Here is an 18122-nt window from a genome sequence, read left to right as displayed (position 1 = left end):
AGTAGTTCATGGAATTACAATTTTTAGGAACTGGGGCTGGTCAGCCTTCAAAGCAGCGCAATGTTGCTGGACTGGCTTTAAAGCTATTAGACGAACTCAATGAAATTTGGTTGTTTGATATTGGTGAGGCTACACAGCATCAAATTTTAAAGACAAATATTCGTTTAAGAAAGGTAACCAAAATATTTATTTCACATAATCATGGAGATCATATCTTTGGGTTGCCCGGCTTGCTAGCCACGCGTTCTTTTCAAGGGGATGTAGGACCGTTAACAATTTATGGACCACCAGGTTTAGAGCAATTCGTTAAAACCTCATTGCGCGTTTCACGTACTAAAGTTTCTTATCCAATAAAATTCGTTGAGTTAACTGAGGGCGGACTGATTTATCAAGGAAAAGATTTTAGAGTTTATACAGAAAAATTAGATCACCGAGTTCCGAGTTTTGGTTATCGTATTGTCGAAAACTCTCGGCCTGGTGAGCTTTTGATGGATAAACTTGCGAAATATCATATTCCAAATGGACCTTTATATGGTAAATTAAAGGCGGGCGAGCAAATCGCTTTGGCAGACGGTACTATTTTGAATGGAAAAGACTTCTTGGGACCAGCAAGACCCGGAAGAATTGTAACAATCATATACGATACTCGTTCAACCCCTAATATTGCCAAATTGGCGAAAAATGCGGATGTATTGGTTCATGAATCAACATTTGCTGGCAATGAAGCCAAGTTGGCTCATTCATATTACCATTCGACTTCTGTTGAAGCAGCGCAAGTTGCCCGTGATAATGGCGTAAAGAAATTGTGTTTAGACCATATTTCAGCCAGATATTTGGGCAATAAGGCTAAGCGTTTAGAAAAACAAGCCAAGAAAGTTTTTCCTAATACAATATTAGTTAATGATTTGGATCAAATTAATATTCAAATGAAAGGAACAAATTGAGATGAGTAATTCTTTAAGAAATAAGGTAGTCGTAGTCACAGGTGCTTCTAGCGGCATTGGACGTTCAATTGTGCTAGAGAGTGCCGGACGGGGTGCAACAGTTATTTTAATTGCACGAAACGAAGGCAAACTAAATGAAATTGCTTCTGAAGCTAAAGAATTATCAGGAACTGATGCATATGTTTTCCCAACTGATATGGGTAAGGCAGATGAAATCAAAGAAACCTTTAAGAAAATTATTGCCAGCGTCCAACATATTGATTTCTTGGTAAATTGTGCCGGTTTTGGCAAGTTTGAAACCTTTATGGACAGTGATATGCAAGATGCCACCGATATGTTCCAAGTAAATGTTCTCGGACTGATGTACTTTACTCGTTTGGTAGGTCGGGTAATGATGGAAGAAAAGACTGGTCAAATTATTAACTTTGGTTCAATTGCCGGTAAAATTCCAACAACCAAATCTGCAGCTTATAGTGCATCCAAGGCTGCAGTGATTCAATTTTCAAATGTATTGCGCTTAGAATTGAAGCCATTTGGCGTTAAAGTTATGACGGTCAACCCAGGCCCTGTTTATACCAATTTCTTTAATATTGCTGACAAGACCGGTAATTACGTCAAAAATGTTCAAGCATTCATGCTTGATCCTAATGATGTTGCTTGGCAAGTTGTTCACTACTTCGGTAGCGATAAGCGGGAATTGAATTTGCCGATTAGCTTGGCAATTGCAGCAAAATTCTATAATTTGTTCCCAACGATAGGTGATATTATTTCACTCAAAGTGGCTTCTAGAAAGTAAGAAAATGAAATTGAAGAATAAACGACAGATAAATTTGATTATTAGTTTAATTTTAGCTTTATTAGCAGTAATTTTCGTTGTTTTAAATACAAAGCTAGTAGAAATCAATTTTGGATTGTTTTCATTTAAATTACCGTTGATTATTGTCTTAGTGGTGATGATTATCATCGGTGTTTTGCTAGGTTATTTTTTAGGACATGATCAGCAAATTACTAAGAAGAAAAATTAATAATCTTGATTTATCAGTGATTCAATAGTATCATTGAAGCATATGAGTGATTAGGCTCACTTTTTAGTGTGGTCGAAGCTTAAGTCTACAATAAAGGAGATCAAAATCAATGGCAGTTCCAGCAAGACATACTTCTAAACAAAAGAAACGTTCTCGTCGTGGTCATATTAAGTTAACTGTCCCAGCAATGCACTATGATGCAACTACTGGTGAATACCGTTTAAGCCACCGCGTTTCACCTAAGGGTTATTACAAGGGTCGTCAAGTTGTTAACAAGAACAGCGAAAGCGACAATAAGTAATTAAAGGACACCGGTTTGTGGTGTCTTTTTTTATGCCTAAATTCGAAGGGAAAATTATGAAATTAGTGTTTTTACATTCAAGTGATACCCATGGCTTTTTATTGCCGACAGACTATCAGAATAAAAACAATTATGAAGCGCCTTTTAGTTTGAGTCGAGTAAGTACTGCTATTAAGACTGAAAAAAATAAATTCGGCGCAGATCATGTTGTGGTGACAGATGCCGGAGATTGCTTGCAAGGATCTCCACTTGCTTCGTATGCACATTCTACTGGTGATTACCGGGACTTGGCAATTTTTACCGAAGCCTACAATAAAGTAGGCTACGATGCACGTTGTCTAGGAAACCACGACTTTAATTTTGGACAAGATTATTTAACCTATTATATCGATAACAATAAAGCACCAATCATCAATGACAATATTTTGGATGCAGAAACCAATGTACCAGCTTTTGGCAAAGAATATCAAATTATTGAAAAAAGTGGAATTAAGATCGGTATTTTAGGAATTACAACTCAATATATTCCGCACTGGGAACCTAAAGAAAACATTGCTGGGTTAAAATTTATTTCTGCTTATGAACAGATAAAGCATTATACAAAAATCTTAAAACCAAAAGTAGATATTTTGGCAGTAATATATCATGGCGGCTTTGAGAGCGATCCTGTAACTGGTGAAGTGACAGAACCACATCGTGGAGAGAACGAAGGCTATAAGATTTTAACCGAAATCCCGGAAGTAGATGTCTTTTTGACAGGACACCAACACCGCCGGTTAAATGTGGTATCAAAAAATACCGCAATTGTTCAACCAGGTTATCGTGGAGAAGCTATTGCGGAAGTTATGCTTGATATTGATGAAAGAACAAAAAAGATCAATAGCATGTCTACTAAATTAATTGATACTAAAGATTATGAACCTGATCCAGAAATTGTAAAGCTTGTTCATAATTTAGACGAACGAACTCAAAAATGGTTAGACCAGCCAATTGCTAATTTGAGTGAACCTGCACCAATTGAAGATGCAATGAAAGGGCGTTTGCAAGGAGCCCCATTTATTAATTTGCTGCAGCAAATGCAGCTTTGGTTTACCAAGGCAGATGTGTCTGCTACTGCTGTTATGAGTGAGAAGGCTAAGGGATTCGGCAAAGAAGTTACAATGCGTGATGTTTTGCTCAATTATCCTTATGCCAATCAGCTTTGTCGCGTAAAACTAACCGGTAAACAGCTGCGTCATATTATTGAACATAGTGCAAGTTTTCTAAAAAAGGATACTGATGGCAAAATCAAATTCCTTGATCGCTGGATCAAACCTAAGCCATTGCTGTATCATTTTGATGTCTTTTATCCAATCGAATACGAAGCAGATATTTCTAAACCAGCCGGTGAACGTTTAACTAAGCTTGTTTTAAATGGCAAGCCGATCGAAGATGATAAGATTTATCATTTAGCAGTCAACAATTATCGTGCAATGGGTGGCGGTTTCTATCCAGAATACAGCATGGATAAAATTGAATTTACGCTGGATAAAGATTATGTTCAAATGTTTTCGGAATATTTAACTCATGGGCCGATTAAAGTAGATACAACACATAATTATCGTTTTTACTAAAAAATAAACCGTTAGTCAGATGACTAACGGTTTATTTTTTATTCTACTTAAGATTTGAAAACTTGCTTTTGTCTTTATGTGAATGAGCAGTGATGGTTGGAATAATTGCTGCAAAGAGGATACCAAAGACAACTCCAATAATAAGAGCTTCTTTTGGATTAAAAGCACTTTGGGTTAAAGGAGCAGCAATAAAGCCAATAACCATCATGTAAATAACGCTCCATACAATAGTTACGATATAGCGACCCATAATCATTCCTTCTTTCATCTCACGATTTTATCAAAAATAAAGAATGTTTTCAATCCATTAATTTAAAGGTGATTTGTTATACTATTTATAAAAGAACAGGAGGCCAAACAATGAAAATTGCAGCATTGCAAAATCTAAGTGCTTTTTCTTTGCTGGAAAGTCCAACTAGAGTTAAAGATTTGCTTACGACTGCCAAAAAAAGAAATTATGGTGCCGTTGCTTTAACAGATATCAATGTGACTTATGGATTGGTCAATTTTTTTGAGTTGGCTAAAGAGGTCGGCATTAAAGCTCTGCTGGGGATGCAAATCAGAATCAATGGTTTGATCGATCCTACTTCAAAATATGATTTGATTGCAATCGCCAAAAGCAATGCTGGCTACCATAATTTGTTACGCCTTTCTAGTGCAATCAATTTGCTGACAGATAATGGTAACAATAATAAAATTCTTACTCTAAAAGAATTGACTAAGTATTTAGATGAAATGGTTATAATTGTCCCGGCTAATCAGCATGGTGAGCTGGTAATGCTTTCGCAGCGTAATGATCAGTTGGGAGCCGATTTTGTTCGTGAATTAAAAGAGATTGTTCCTGCCACAAGTCAGCTATATTTAGGCGTTTACGCAAGCAAGAATCAAAATAATTACATTGATTATATTCAGTCTTTAGCAAAGCAATTTGCTTTACCTCTTGTTGCGACTGAAGATTGTCAGTATTTAAATCCGCAAGATCACTTTTTGCGTAAAACTTTGCAGGCAATAAAACAAGGGGATAAGCTGCAAGATATCGTTCCCCTTTCTAAACAAACAGGATCGCATTATTTGGCAGAGGGAGAAGAGCTTTTTTCTCGCTATCACGATTTCTACCTAGATCAAGCCTTGAATAATACTTGGAAAATCGCAGAAGAATGTAATGCTGAAGTGATTTTTCAAAAGCCAGTTCTGCCAAAATATCATCAAGATAAATTCGCTAGTTCGAAAGAGTATTTGCTTTATTTGGCTCAGAACGGCTTAAAGGCACGTTTTAAGGGTAAAAACGTCCCAGAAGCTTATCAAAAACGGTTGCGTTATGAGCTAGATGTAATAAATCGCATGGGTTTTGATGATTATTTTCTAATCGTTTGGGATGTAATCAATTATTGCCATAGAGCTGGCATTACTACTGGTCCCGGACGTGGGTCAGCATGTGGTTCTTTAGTTTCCTATGCCTTAAGAATTACCGAAGTCGATCCGCTAGAATATCATCTTCTTTTTGAAAGATTTTTAAATCCAGCTCGACATGAAATGCCTGATATTGACTTGGATATCCCCGATACTAGGAGAGACGATGTCATAAAATATATGTATCGTAAATATGGGATGGATCATGCAGCTCAAATTTTAACTTTTGGTACCTTGGCGGCAAAACAAGCGCTGCGGGATACTGGTCGCGTTTTTGGATTAAGTGTGGTTGAACTTAATAAATGGGCTGACGCTGTTCCATATTCAAAAGGAAAAATCACATTGAATGAAGCCTATCAGGAGTCTCGCCAGACGCGCTTGATTGTTGATTCAACATCTGAGAATAAGCTTCTTTTCCAAACGGCACGCGCTTTGGAAGGGTTGCCGCGCCATTATTCGATTCATGCGGCCGGATTAGTAATCAGTGATAATTCGATTGCCAGCATTTCAGGCTTGCAAGCCGGTCAATTGGGGATTCCTGTAACACAGCAAACCAAAAAATATGTTGAATCATTAGGTTTGTTAAAAATTGACTTTTTGGGTTTACGCAATCTAACCATTTTAGGCAATACCTTAGCTTTAATTAAAAGTCAGGGAATAAATATCGATCCCAACAAAATTCCGTTAAACGATGCAAAGACTTTAGAATTGTTTCGTGCAGGTAAAACTGATGCTGTCTTTCAATTTGAATCTGAAGGCATTAGAAAAGTTCTTCGAAAGCTGTCACCTGATAATTTTGAGGATTTAGTTGCGGTTAATGCCCTTTACCGTCCAGGTCCAATGCAGAACATAGATACTTTTATTGCACGTAAAAAAGGGGAGCAAGCTATTGTTTATCCGGATCCAAGCTTGAAGCAAATTCTAGCTCCTACTTATGGCATCTTGGTTTATCAGGAACAGGTCATGCAGACTGCTCAAATTTTAGCAGGCTTTAGTTTAGGCGAGGCTGACCTTCTTCGCAGAGCCATGTCTAAGAAAAATCAAGCATTGATTGAACAAGAAAAAGCGAAGTTCATTGAAGGGACAATTCAAAAAGGTCACTCTAAGCAAGTAGGTGAACGCGTTTATCAATATATTGAGCAATTTGCCAACTATGGCTTTAACAGGTCGCATGCTGTCGCTTATACCAAAATTGCTTATTGGTTAGCCTATTTAAAGGTTCATTATCCAGCTGCTTTTTATACTGCATTGCTGAATTCTTCAGGGGCAAGCAAATTAAAGGCCCAAAATTATATCATGCAGGCGCAAGAAGCAGGAATTAGAATTTTGCCACCAGACATCAATCAAAGCGGTTTAGATTTTAAACTGCTAAAAGGACAAATTTTAGTGGGGTTAAAGGCAATCAAGGGACTGCGAAATGATTTTACGAAAAGCATTGTTCAGCTAAAAAAGCCGATAAAATCACTTGATGATTTTTTACGTAAGATTGAGCTGAAATATTTGCAGTTAGATCCAATTAAAGCGCTGATCATGGCAGGCTGTTTTGATCATTTAAATGATAATCGCAATGAATTGCTGGTAAATTGCAAAGAAATGATTGAAAATGTGCAATTAACGGGGCAAAATCTTTCATTGTCCGAGATTCTTGGGGATGCACCGATCAAGAAAGCAGCGGCTCCAACAAGCAGTCAACGCGCTGATATGGAAGAAAAAGTGTTGGGATTTTCTACCACAACTACACCATTGATCGTCGTTCAAAAGTATGCGCAAAAATTTAACGCTAAGGCCTTGAATCAAGTTGATATCAATGAAAACAGTGTCTGTGTTGGAAAGTTAATGAAATTAAAATTAATTAGAACCAAGAAAGGACAAACAATGGCTTTTGCCAGCTTTGCAGATTCAAGCAGTCAGCAGGAAGTTACGATTTTTCCGCGAATTTATGATCAAATACATTCAGTACTTAAAGAGGGCGACATTTATTTGCTGGGTGTAAAGTGTCAGGGCGATCGTTACAATTCTAGCAAAAAGCAATATTTGTTAACTAACTTGAAACGCGTGAACTTTAAAGAATAAATAAAATTTTTACCCTATTGTCAGTGGTGTAAGCGCTATTATTTAAATTTACCATTAATTCAACAAATAAAAGGATTTTTTATGAGATTTTTAGCTCGAAAAATGGTAAGATTTAGTTGATGTGAGAAATTACACAAATAATCATGATGAGGTGAATTCATGAAACGGATTGGTATTTTAACTAGTGGTGGCGACGCCCCTGGTATGAATGCAGCAATCAGAGCGGTTACTAAGACTGCAATCCATCACGGACTTGAAGTAATGGGTATTCGTTATGGTTTTGCTGGCTTGGTTGCAGGTGACTTCGTTCCGCTTACTGCGGAAGACGTTGACCATACGATCAACCAAGGTGGTACTTTCTTGTATTCTGCACGTTATCCTGAATTTGCACAAGAAAATGTGCAAAAGAAGGGTGCAGAGCAATTAAGAAAGCACGGTATTGATGCTGTTATCGTTATTGGCGGTGACGGATCTTACCACGGTGCTTTAGCTTTAACACGTCTTGGTATTAATTCAGTTGGTTTGCCAGGAACTATTGATAATGACATTCCTTATACTGAATATACTATCGGTTATGATTCTGCTTGTCGTACTGCTATGGACGCAATCGATAAGATTCGTGACACAGCAAGCAGTCACCACCGCGTGTTCATTGTTAATGTAATGGGCCGTGAATGCGGCGACATTGCAATGCGTGTTGGTGTAGCTAGTGGAGCTGATGCAATCGTTGTTCCTGAACGTGACTATGATATCAAGAAGATTGCTAAGACTCTTAAGCAAGGCTTTGCTGATGGCAAAGACCATGGTCTTGTTGTATTAGCTGAAGGTGTTATGAGTGCTGATGACTTCAGAAAAGAACTTTTGAAGTACGGTGACTTTGACGCTCGTGCTAATGTACTTGGCCATATGCAACGTGGTGGTTCACCAACTGTCGCAGATAGAGTAAATGCTACTAAGATGGGTAATTATGCTGTTAACTTACTTCTTGATGGTAAAGGCGGGTTAGCTGTCGGCATGGAGAATGGTAAGTTAAATACCCACGACATTCTTGATCTGTTTGATGGTAAACATGAAGGCGACTACTCACTGTTGGATGTTAATGAAGAAATGACTAAAGATTAGTCGATTTTTTGGAGAGGATTTTTTAAATAATGAAGAAAACTAAGATTGTTAGTACTTTAGGGCCAGCTTCAAACGATATTGAAACTATTACTGCTTTAGCAAAAGCTGGTGCAAACGTATTCCGTTTCAACTTCTCACACGGTGATCACGCAGAACACTTGGCACGTATGAAGATGGTTCGTCAAGTGGAAAAGGATACTGGCATGCTTCTTGGTATCGACCTTGATACTAAGGGTGCTGAAATCAGAACCACCGAACAAGAAGGCGGCAAGTTCACTATTAACACTGGTGACAAGATCCGTATTTCTATGGATGATACCAAGAAAGGTAACAAGGACATGATCCACGTTACCTACGAAGGTTTGTACGATGATACCCATGTTGGTGGTCACGTATTGATCGATGATGGTTTGGTTGACCTTTTGATCAAGGAAAAGGATGATGCTAAGAGAGAACTTGTTTGTGAAGCTCAAAACACCGGTGTCATCGGTTCAAAGAAGGGTGTTAACGCACCAGGTGTTGAAATCCGCCTTCCAGGTATCACTGAAAAGGATACTAACGATATTAAGTTTGGTTTACAACACGGTATTAACTTCATTACTGCTTCATTTGCACGTAAGGCTCAAGATATCTTAGATATTCGTAAGCTTTGTGAAGAAGCAGGTGCTGACTACGTTAAGATCTTCCCTAAGATTGAATCTCAAGAAGGTATTGACAACGCAGACGAAATCTTACAAGTTTCAGATGGTTTGATGGTTGCTCGTGGTGACATGGGTGTTGAAATTCCATTCATGGAAGTTCCATTTGTACAAAAGGACCTGATCAAGAAAGCTAATGCGCTTGGTAAGCCAGTTATCACTGCTACTCAAATGCTTGACTCAATGCAAGAAAATCCACGTCCAACTCGTGCCGAAGTTTCTGACGTTGCTAACGCTGTTCTTGATGGTACTGACGCAACTATGCTTTCAGGTGAATCAGCAAATGGTTTGTACCCAGTTAAAGCTGTTAAGGCTATGGCTGAAATTGACGAACGTACTGAAAAGGAATTGCTTAAGCGTAACACTTTAGCTCTTCAAAGATTCGAAGAATACAAGGGCTCAAACGTTACTGAAGCTATTGGTGAATCAGTTGTACGTACTGCTCAAGAATTGGGCGTTAAGACTATCATCGCAGCAACTAAGTCAGGTTACACTGCTCGTATGATTTCTAAGTACCGTCCAAATGCAGACATTATTGCTATGACCTTTGATGAAAAGATCCAACACTCATTGGGTATCGTTTGGGGCGTAATTCCTGTATTGACTAGAAAACCTAAGTCAACTGATGACATGTTCGAAATGGCTGCTAAAGTTGCTAAGGAAAAGGGCCTAGTTAAGAATGGCGACCTTGTAATTATCGTTGCTGGTGTTCCAGTTGGTGAATCTGGTACTACTAACGTAATGAAGTTACAAATCATTGGTAACAAGCTTGCACAAGGTTTAGGTGTAGGTAATGGCTCAGTTGTTGGTAAGGCTGTAGTTGCTAACTCAGCTGAAGAAGCTAACAGCAAAGTTAAGGAAGGCGACATCTTAGTTTCTAAGGTAACTGACCCTGACTACATGCCAGCTATTAAGAAGGCTTCAGGCTTAGTTGTTGAAGCTTCTGGTTTGACTTCACATGCCGCAGTTGTTGGTTTGTCATTAGGTATCCCAGTTGTTGTTGGTACTACTGATGCAACTGATAAGATTTCTGATGGTACTACTATCACTGTTGATGCACGTCGTGGTGCTATTTACCAAGGTGAAATCTCAAACCTTTAATCAATTAAGATTAATTAAAAAGTAAATAAAATAGTCAGCTAGCGCGGCTGGCTATTTTATTTTGCCCAAATTTTGGGTATACTGGTAAAAGGAATATGTAAAGTAGGAGATTAATATGCTTGGAACTATTCAAACTGGAAAAGTAACCGACCAAAATGAAAATGCATTTTTTGTCCAAATTGATGGAATTACTTATGAATTAAAAAAACATGAGCTAACTCAGGATGAAATTCCTAAAGTTGGCGATCAAGTCACAGGTTTTATTTATGATAATAAGAATCATGAACGTGAAATGACGCAATTTTTGCCTTTCGCTGGTCCAGATCAATATGGCTGGGGCAAGGTAACCGAAGTTCGTTATGGTTTAGGAGTTTTCGTTGATGTAGGCTTACCAGATAAAGACATCGTTGTTTCTATGGATGATTTGCCACTGGATAAAGAAAGGTGGCCTCGAAAAGACGATCGTCTTTTAGTTCGTCTTGAAACTGACAAAAAAGAACGAATTTGGGCAAAACTAGCAGATGAAAATATTTTCGAACAATTGTCTGCAAGTTTTCCAAACAATATGAACAACAAAAATGTATTTGCGACTGTTTACTCAAGTAGAGAAATAGGTGCATTCGTTTTAACGAATGAATATTATCTTGGATTTGTTCCTGAATCACAAATGGGTAGGACTTTGCACTTAGGTGAGCAATTTAAAGGTCGGGTAATTGGCATTAGTCAGTACGGTCGACTTAATTTAAGCAATTTGCCGCGTGCCTTTGAAGAAATCGATGATGATGCACAAATGATTTTGATGAGTTTGCGTCGTAAAGAGACCAAAACTTTACCGTTTTATGATAAGTCAGACGCTCAAGAAATTAAGAACTATTTTGGCATTTCAAAATCAGCATTTAAACGTGCATTGGGCCACTTATTAAAGGCAAAATTGGTTGTTGAAGATAAAGAGAACGGAACTATTACTTTAATTAAAGATCCTGAACAAAAAGATGACTAAATTAAATGATCAAATTGAAGATTATCTGCGTTTTGGACAAATTGAACGTGGATTAAGCGAAAATACGATAACTGCGTACAGACAGGATCTGACAGAGTTTTTAAATTTCTTGCAACAGGAAAAAATAGATTCTTGGCCGACTGAGGCAGTCGAAATAGATGCTTTTTTAGCAAGGCAAAAAGATTTAAATAAAGCTTCAAGTTCGATCAGTCGTATGATTTCTAGTTTACGCAAGTTTTATCAGTGGCTTGCTAGACAAAATATTCAAAAATTAAATCCAATGATTGAAATTGATTCTCCTAAAAAGCAGCGGCGTTTGCCAGTTGCTTTAACACAAGATGAAATGGATCGGCTGTTAGCTGCCCCAAACGTTGAGAAAAAGTTGGGTCTGCGTGACCGCGCATTATTAGAAATGATGTATGCAACTGGAATGCGGGTTAGCGAAGTAATCAATTTACAGCTAGAAGATGTTCATCCAGATTTGAAATTGATCAAGGTGTTTGGCAAGGGGTCAAAAGAACGTCTGGTTCCTGTAAGCAACATTGCTTTGGATTGGCTTGCAAAATATGAAAAAGAAGTTCGTGAATCTTTAGTTCTAAAACAAGGAAGAAATACAGAATTTGTCTTTTTAAATAATCGAGGTGGTTCTTTAACCCGTCAAGCTGTATGGCAAATTATTAAACACTACTGCCAGCTTGCAAATATCAATAAGGACGTTACTCCTCATACTTTAAGACATACTTTTGCTACGCACTTATTAGAAAATGGTGCGGATTTAAGGGTTGTTCAAGAAATATTAGGTCACTCCGATATCAGTACGACTCAGATATATACTAATTTGACACAAAAACATATTCTTGAGGTGTACAGAGAAACACATCCAAGGGCTTAGGTGATTAGATGCTAATTCAATATAAAAAAGATTTTGAAAAAACAACAATGGGGTTGTTGTCTTATTTACCGGACTTTAAAAATCTTGACAATTTAAAAGATGAAATGAGATTAAATCAGGCCAAGAATGATTTTCAGCTTTTTCTGTATCGTAATGATGAATCGAACATTATTGGTGTGATTGGTACGCAAAATGATGATCATTTTATTGTAATTCGCTATCTTTCGCTAGCACCAGGATATCGTGATGAAGAGCATGAACGAAAAATTCTGTCTGATTTAAAGGATAATTATCCAAATAAAAAAATCACGGCTTTGCCCGAATTTACTTATTTATTGAAGCTGGACAAGAATAATGACTAAAAAAGATAATTTAACATTAGAACTGCCTAACTTTGAAGGACCATTAGATCTTTTGCTTCATTTGATCAGATCACAGAAAATTGATATCTATGATATTCCAATTGCCCAAATTACCAGTCAGTATCTGGATTATTTAAAAAAGATGCAGCAATTAAATTTACAAATTGCTGGAGAATATTTTGTAATGTCATCCACTCTTTTACGGATTAAATCGCAATATCTTTTACCTCAAAATGATTTTGTTGACGATGATGAACAAGCGGAAGACCCGCGAGATGAACTGGTTCAACAACTGGTGCAGTATTCTGTTTTTAAAAAGATATCAAGCTTTTTTAAAGAAAAAAATGAAGAAGCCCCAGTTGTTGTTGCAAAGGAACCAAGTATTTCTAAAGATCAAAAAATTCAACCATTACCGTTAGGACAAATTACTGAAAAAGAATTGGGCGCAACTTTTGCGATGATCATCCACAAAATGAAACTTAAACAACCCAGTTCAGTAGCAATTAAAGTGCAGGAAACGCCAATCGGTGAAATGATTTCTTACTTAAAAGACAGAATTGATAAAGAAGGCAAAGTAAGTTTCTTTTCCTGTGTGCCGCGAATGAATAATTTGTCCGATGTAATCGGGCTCTTTTTAGCAAGCCTTGAATTATGTAAAAAGCACTTAGTTGTATTAAAACAAAACCGTACTTTTGGTGATTTAGAGATAGAAAGAAAAAATTAGCATGTCAACAAAATTAGGAAAACTTGAATCATTGCTCTATATAGCAGGTGATAATGGTTTAAGCATTAATAATCTATGTGAATTGCTGCATGTAACTGAGACAGAGCTTAATAATTTAACGGTTAAGCTTAAACGAAAATACGAAAATGATCCTGATTCTGGCTTGCAGGTAATTCAAATTAATGATTTATTCAAAATGACTACTAACCCCGATACGGGCGAAATAATCGAAAAGTACTTTTCAAAAGATTTGACTAAAACATTGAGCCAATCCGCACTTGAAATTCTTTCAATTGTGGCATATCGTCAGCCAATTACGAGAGTAGAAATTGATGATATTCGCGGTGTAAACTCGTCAGGTGCTTTGCAAACTTTGGTCTGGCGGGGATTAATTAAAGCAAATGGCAAAAAAGATGCACCAGGACATCCAAATTTATATGTAACGACAGATTATTTCTTACAGTATTTTAATTTCAAGAGTTTGGCTGATTTGCCTTTAATTGAAGATTTTGAAGATGAGAATTTTGAAAATGAAAGACTAGATTTCGAACAGAATGATTCTGATCAAAAAGGAGAAGAATAGATGACTTTAGAAAGATTGCAAAAAGTTATTGCAGAGGCTGGGATCGCTTCTAGACGTAAAGCAGAAAAAATGATTGTAGCTGGACGTGTAAGAGTTGATGGCAAATTAGTGACTAAATTAGGTACCAAAGTCGATACATTTAGTACGATCACCGTGGATGATGAACCAATTGAACGTGAAAGTCTGCACACTTATCTTTTTTATAAACCACGTGGTGTCGTTTCGACAGCTCATGACGATAAGGGAAGAAAAACAGTAGTCGATTACTTTGAGGATTTGCCATATCGTTTATATCCAGTAGGTCGTCTCGATTACGATACTTCTGGCTTGCTGTTGATGACAAATGATGGCAAATTAGCCAACCTGTTAATGCATCCCAAAAACGAAGTTCCTAAAGTATATGTGGCAAAAATAGAGGGAATTTTGGAACCAGATCAAATTATGACGCTTAAAAAGGGTGTCAAAGTGGATGGAAGAAAATGTGCACCAGCCAAGGTGAAGATTTTAAAGACAAATCAAAAGAAGAACAATCAAATTGTTCAATTAACCATTCACGAAGGTCATTACCATCAAGTCAAAAGAATGTTTAAAGCCGTTGGTCATCCTGTAGAAAAACTCTCCAGAGAGCGCTACGCTTTTTTGGATTTGCATGCGCTTACTTCTGGACAATATCGCGAATTAACGCGTGAAGAAGTTGACAGATTAAAACAGGTTGACTAAACTTAGATTGAACAATTAAATATTAGTGTGTTGTCTTCAGGGTAGGGTGAAAGTCCCGACCGGCGGTAAAGTCCGCGACCCACGAGAGTGGTTGAATTTCGAAAGAATACCGATAGTTAAAGTCTAGATGGAAGAAGACAGACCAACTTAAAAGAAATTTATACTTGCTTTTAAAAGTCTGTTGCTTCAGCAACAGACTTTTTGTTTTTGTCTTAGGAGGAAAGTAAATATGAAGCGTAAGCATTCTAGCAATCTAACCAATTTGATTGCATTTGCTTTAATTGGTGCAATTGCATTCGTTGTTCAAAAATTTGAGTTTCCAATTATTCCTGGCGTAGGATTTCTAAAATTTGATTTTTCAGATGTGGTTATTACAATTGGAACCTTTTTGTTTGGTGCCTGGGCAGGAGTGCTCATTACACTGATTAGGACTTTATGTAGTTTAATTTTCGGTGGTTTCGCGTTACCGACAATTGTGGGACAAATAGCTGCCTTTTTGGCAAGTTTATCGTTTGCATTGCCATTTTATTTTTTATCAAAAAAAGTATCAGAAGAGAATCGGCACTCACTTTCGAATCGGCTCAAACCCATTTTGGGCTTAATACTTGGAATTTTAATGATGACGCTTGTTCTGGCTTTAACGAATGCATTCATTTTAACTCCTGTATATGCATTGACATCGATGGCAAAAATCCCCGCAATTTCAAGTTATCAGGCCTTATACAACTTTACTGTAAAGAATTATTTGGGAGGATTGCTTCATTTGCCATCAATGCAGGCTTATATTTTTGGAATTATTGTTCCGTTCAATTTGCTCAAAGGTGCAGTTAACTCGGTGGTTGTATATATTTTGTTTGAAGCAACTTTAAAAAATATTAAACCGTTTGTACAAAAGAAATTTAACCTATAGCTATCAAAGACGCAATCTAATGCGTCTTTTTATTTTATTTGGCTTCACTGAGACCTATTCTATGCTAAAATTTGTTTAGTCAACAAATAGGAGGAAAGCCAAATGGATAACAATCCAAAAGGTCCTTATAAACATTATGAGCGACCCACTGAGAGCAGAGCCAATGAAGATGAAAAGTCGGGCGGACACTGGGGCATAGTAATCAGTGTTTTAATTATTATCTTGGCAGTTTTGGTGCCTGTAGTGCATAAAGTTGCATCACAGCATATTCAACAGACTGAACAGCCAACTGAAGTTCAAAAAGTAAAGAAGACTGAATCTAGTTCTGAAAATAAGACTTCAAAGAAAAGCAGCAGTTCTTCTGTTAAATCTAAAGCCAAGCAATCAGCTAAAAAGAGCTCCGAAACGACTAAACAAAGCAGTTCAAGCAACTCAAGCGATAGTACGCCAGCTACCTATGTTGTACAAGATGGCGATTCATTAACTAGCATTGCTGAAAAATATGGCATGAGTGTTGATGAGTTAGCAAAATTGAATAATTTATCCGATACTTCTAATATTGCAGCCGGTGATACTCTTAAGTTGAAATAAAAATTAGGAAAGGATTGAAGGAGACCGTAAAGTCTCTTTTTTAGATAGAATGCAAGTAGCAATTGATGGTCCTGCTTCAGCAGGAAAAAGTACAGTAGCAAAAATTATTGCCAAGAAATTGTCTTTTTTATATATAGATACAGGTGCCATGTATAGAGCATGCACTGTAATTGCACGCAATCATGGCTTAGATTATGGTGATGAAAGTGGTATTTTAAAGGCAATTGATCAAGATGGCATTGAATTAAAATCAGAAAACGGCGAACAAAAAGTTTATTCTGCAGGAAAGGACATTTCATTCGAAATTAGAACTCCTGAGATCTCTGCCAATGTCTCACAAGTTTCTGCTTTGCCTAAAGTACGTGAAAAGATGACGACTTTGCAAAGACAAATGGCAGGCAAGACTGATGTAATCATGGATGGCCGTGATATTGGAACTACGGTTTTGCCAGATGCTGAAGTCAAAATCTTTTTAGTTGCTTCGGCTCGTTCAAGAGCAGAACGTCGTTTGCTTGATTTAAAACAACGAGGAATTAAATCTGATCAGACCGTTGATCAAATTGAGAAGGATATTGCAGCTAGAGATTATAAAGATTCTCACCGTAAAGTTTCGCCATTAAAAAAGGCAGATGATGCAATTGAAGTTGATACAACTAGCATGACAATTGACCAAGTTGTCGATCGAATTTTAAGTGAAATAAAAAAATCAAAAAAAATTGAAGAAAATAGCACAAAATAGTAGAAAAATATCTCAGTTTCCTTTAAAATGGGACATGATATTGGGAGGTACATATGTCAGAAAACAGTAATCAATTTTTAGACGCATTAAAGCAAATGCAAGGAGTTGAGGTCGGAGATATTGTTGATGTCGAAGTATTAGACATTGAAGACGGCCAAATTGATGTTGGTGTAGAAAACGCTGGTGTCGAAGGTGTTATTACCCGTCGTGAATTCACTTCAGATCGCAACGCTGATTTGCGCGATTTAGTAAAAACAGGCGACAAGTTCAAGGCTTTAGTTTTAAGAAGAGCTGGTGGAGATAAGGAAAACGGTGAATTCTTCTTCTCATTAACTCGCTTAAAGGAAAGAGAAGCTTACAACAAGTTGCAAAAGGACTATGAAGCAGGTACTCCAATTGAAGGTACTGTAACTTCATCAGTTCGTGGTGGTTTGCTTGTTGACGTTGGTACTAGAGGTTTCTTACCAGCTTCATTAATTTCAAACCACTATGTTTCAGATCTTAAGCCATACATGGGTAAGACTATGAAGCTTAAGATTACTGAAATTGATCCTAACAAGAACCGTTTGATTCTTTCACACAAGGATTTAATTGAAGAAGAACGTGAAGAAGCATTTGATAAGGTTGCTTCACAATTAGTTGTTGGTGATGTTATCGAAGGTAAAGTATCTCGCTTAATTAACTTCGGTGCATTCATTGATGTTGGTGGTGTTGACGGTTTAGTCCACATCTCCGAAATTTCTTACAAGCATGTTGACAAGCCAAGTGATGTTTTGAAGGTTGGTCAAGATGTTAAGGTTAAGGTCATTGGTATTGACAATGACAGAAATCGTATCTCCTTGTCAATTAAGCAAACTGAACCTTCACCATTTGAACAAGCTACTGCAAACTTACATGAAGGCGATATTTTTGAAGGTGAAGTTAAGTCATTAACTAACTTTGGTGCCTTTGTTGAAGTTGCTGATGGTATCCAAGGCTTAGTACACGTTTCAGAAATTTCAAACAAGCACGTTGACAAGCCAAGTGATGTTTTGAAGGTTGGTCAAACTGTTAAAGTTAAAGTTTTGAACATTGACCCGAGTGATAGAAGAATCTCACTTTCTATTAAAGCTGCAGATTCAAATGCTTCTTCAAACGAAAGTTCTCGTCCACGTCGTTCACGTAACGAAAACTCAGTAAATAAGAAGTACATGGGTAACGATGATAACGGCTTTGCTTTAGGTGACATTATTGGTGACCAATTAAAAGACCGTAAATAATCGTATTTAAGAAAAGCCGACTTCTGTCGGCTTTTTTTATTCTTAAAAGGAGGCT

At 37.2% G+C, this 18122-nt stretch carries 19 protein-coding genes and 1 riboswitch; of the genes, 18 read left to right on the top strand and 1 reads right to left on the bottom strand.

Going from position 1 to position 18122, the window contains the following annotated elements:
• Positions 1-8 precede the first annotated feature (8 nt).
• From rnz to D0Z64_RS03795, 5 genes are all read left to right on the top strand, one after another.
• The gene (rnz, locus tag D0Z64_RS03815; protein ID WP_080881435.1) at positions 9-944 is read left to right on the top strand and encodes a ribonuclease Z; all 936 of its coding nucleotides are present in this window, start codon (positions 9-11) and stop codon (positions 942-944) included.
• A gap of 1 nt (position 945) precedes the next feature.
• The gene (locus D0Z64_RS03810) at positions 946-1740 is read left to right on the top strand and encodes an SDR family NAD(P)-dependent oxidoreductase (RefSeq protein ID WP_080881434.1); all 795 of its coding nucleotides are present in this window, start codon (positions 946-948) and stop codon (positions 1738-1740) included.
• Positions 1741-1744: 4 nt separating this feature from the next.
• Positions 1745-1969 carry a lipopolysaccharide assembly protein LapA domain-containing protein gene (locus tag D0Z64_RS03805; RefSeq protein WP_006352555.1) on the top strand — a complete coding sequence of 75 codons (225 nt, stop codon included), beginning with the start codon at positions 1745-1747 and terminating at the stop codon, positions 1967-1969.
• A gap of 109 nt (positions 1970-2078) precedes the next feature.
• A complete protein-coding gene (rpmF, locus tag D0Z64_RS03800) occupies positions 2079-2270 on the top strand; it encodes a 50S ribosomal protein L32 (RefSeq protein ID WP_006352554.1) in 192 nt (63 codons plus the stop codon).
• Positions 2271-2326: 56 nt separating this feature from the next.
• Positions 2327-3883, top strand: a complete 1557-nt coding sequence (locus tag D0Z64_RS03795) for a bifunctional metallophosphatase/5'-nucleotidase (protein ID WP_080881433.1) — start codon at positions 2327-2329, stop codon at positions 3881-3883.
• 43 nt (positions 3884-3926) lie between these two features.
• Here the strand turns inward: D0Z64_RS03795 and D0Z64_RS03790 are convergent, their stop codons facing one another.
• On the bottom strand, positions 3927-4133 hold the full coding sequence (locus D0Z64_RS03790; RefSeq protein WP_040457360.1) for a YjzD family protein: 207 nt from the start codon (positions 4131-4133) through the stop codon (positions 3927-3929).
• A 110-nt stretch (positions 4134-4243) separates the two neighbouring features.
• On the opposite strand from D0Z64_RS03790, the gene D0Z64_RS03785 reads away from it, so the two are divergent.
• The 13 genes from D0Z64_RS03785 to rpsA all read left to right on the top strand — a co-directional run bounded on the left by D0Z64_RS03785 (position 4244) and on the right by rpsA (position 18067).
• Positions 4244-7366 carry a DNA polymerase III subunit alpha gene (locus D0Z64_RS03785; RefSeq protein ID WP_127345649.1) on the top strand — a complete coding sequence of 1041 codons (3123 nt, stop codon included), beginning with the start codon at positions 4244-4246 and terminating at the stop codon, positions 7364-7366.
• Between the two features lie 159 nt (positions 7367-7525).
• Positions 7526-8488: a 6-phosphofructokinase gene (gene pfkA / locus D0Z64_RS03780; RefSeq protein ID WP_006352550.1), complete on the top strand. Its 963-nt coding sequence runs from the start codon at positions 7526-7528 to the stop codon at positions 8486-8488.
• A gap of 29 nt (positions 8489-8517) precedes the next feature.
• Positions 8518-10287 carry a pyruvate kinase gene (gene pyk, locus D0Z64_RS03775; RefSeq protein WP_006352549.1) on the top strand — a complete coding sequence of 590 codons (1770 nt, stop codon included), beginning with the start codon at positions 8518-8520 and terminating at the stop codon, positions 10285-10287.
• A 115-nt stretch (positions 10288-10402) separates the two neighbouring features.
• Positions 10403-11287 (top strand): CvfB family protein, encoded by an 885-nt coding sequence (locus tag D0Z64_RS03770; protein WP_006352548.1) that lies wholly within the window; start codon positions 10403-10405, stop codon positions 11285-11287.
• Positions 11280-12179 (top strand): site-specific tyrosine recombinase XerD, encoded by a 900-nt coding sequence (gene xerD / locus D0Z64_RS03765; protein WP_127345648.1) that lies wholly within the window; start codon positions 11280-11282, stop codon positions 12177-12179. Before D0Z64_RS03770 ends, xerD begins: the two co-directional genes overlap by 8 nt.
• Before the next feature lie 8 nt (positions 12180-12187).
• Positions 12188-12541 (top strand): hypothetical protein, encoded by a 354-nt coding sequence (locus tag D0Z64_RS03760; protein WP_006352546.1) that lies wholly within the window; start codon positions 12188-12190, stop codon positions 12539-12541.
• Positions 12534-13265, top strand: coding sequence for a segregation and condensation protein A (locus tag D0Z64_RS03755; protein ID WP_080881430.1), 732 nt, complete (start codon positions 12534-12536; stop codon positions 13263-13265). Before D0Z64_RS03760 ends, D0Z64_RS03755 begins: the two co-directional genes overlap by 8 nt.
• Before the next feature lies 1 nt (position 13266).
• Positions 13267-13848 (top strand): SMC-Scp complex subunit ScpB, encoded by a 582-nt coding sequence (gene scpB, locus D0Z64_RS03750; protein WP_127345647.1) that lies wholly within the window; start codon positions 13267-13269, stop codon positions 13846-13848.
• A complete protein-coding gene (locus tag D0Z64_RS03745; RefSeq protein ID WP_127345646.1) occupies positions 13849-14568 on the top strand; it encodes a pseudouridine synthase in 720 nt (239 codons plus the stop codon).
• Positions 14569-14596: 28 nt separating this feature from the next.
• A riboswitch (FMN riboswitch) is annotated at positions 14597-14711 on the top strand.
• 86 nt (positions 14712-14797) lie between these two features.
• Positions 14798-15478, top strand: a complete 681-nt coding sequence (locus D0Z64_RS03740; protein ID WP_080881427.1) for an ECF transporter S component — start codon at positions 14798-14800, stop codon at positions 15476-15478.
• Between the two features lie 102 nt (positions 15479-15580).
• The gene (locus D0Z64_RS03735; RefSeq protein WP_127345645.1) at positions 15581-16069 is read left to right on the top strand and encodes an SAG1386/EF1546 family surface-associated protein; all 489 of its coding nucleotides are present in this window, start codon (positions 15581-15583) and stop codon (positions 16067-16069) included.
• A 49-nt stretch (positions 16070-16118) separates the two neighbouring features.
• The gene (cmk, locus tag D0Z64_RS03730) at positions 16119-16808 is read left to right on the top strand and encodes a (d)CMP kinase (RefSeq protein ID WP_127345644.1); all 690 of its coding nucleotides are present in this window, start codon (positions 16119-16121) and stop codon (positions 16806-16808) included.
• Between the two features lie 53 nt (positions 16809-16861).
• On the top strand, positions 16862-18067 hold the full coding sequence (gene rpsA / locus D0Z64_RS03725) for a 30S ribosomal protein S1 (RefSeq protein WP_127345643.1): 1206 nt from the start codon (positions 16862-16864) through the stop codon (positions 18065-18067).
• The last annotated feature ends 55 nt before the right edge of the window (positions 18068-18122 follow it).

Source organism: Lactobacillus amylolyticus, from assembly GCF_003999355.1.
Classification (GTDB): domain Bacteria; phylum Bacillota; class Bacilli; order Lactobacillales; family Lactobacillaceae; genus Lactobacillus; species Lactobacillus amylolyticus.
Note: the sequence above shows the minus strand (reverse complement) of the source record. Positions and strands in the feature narration are given on the sequence as shown.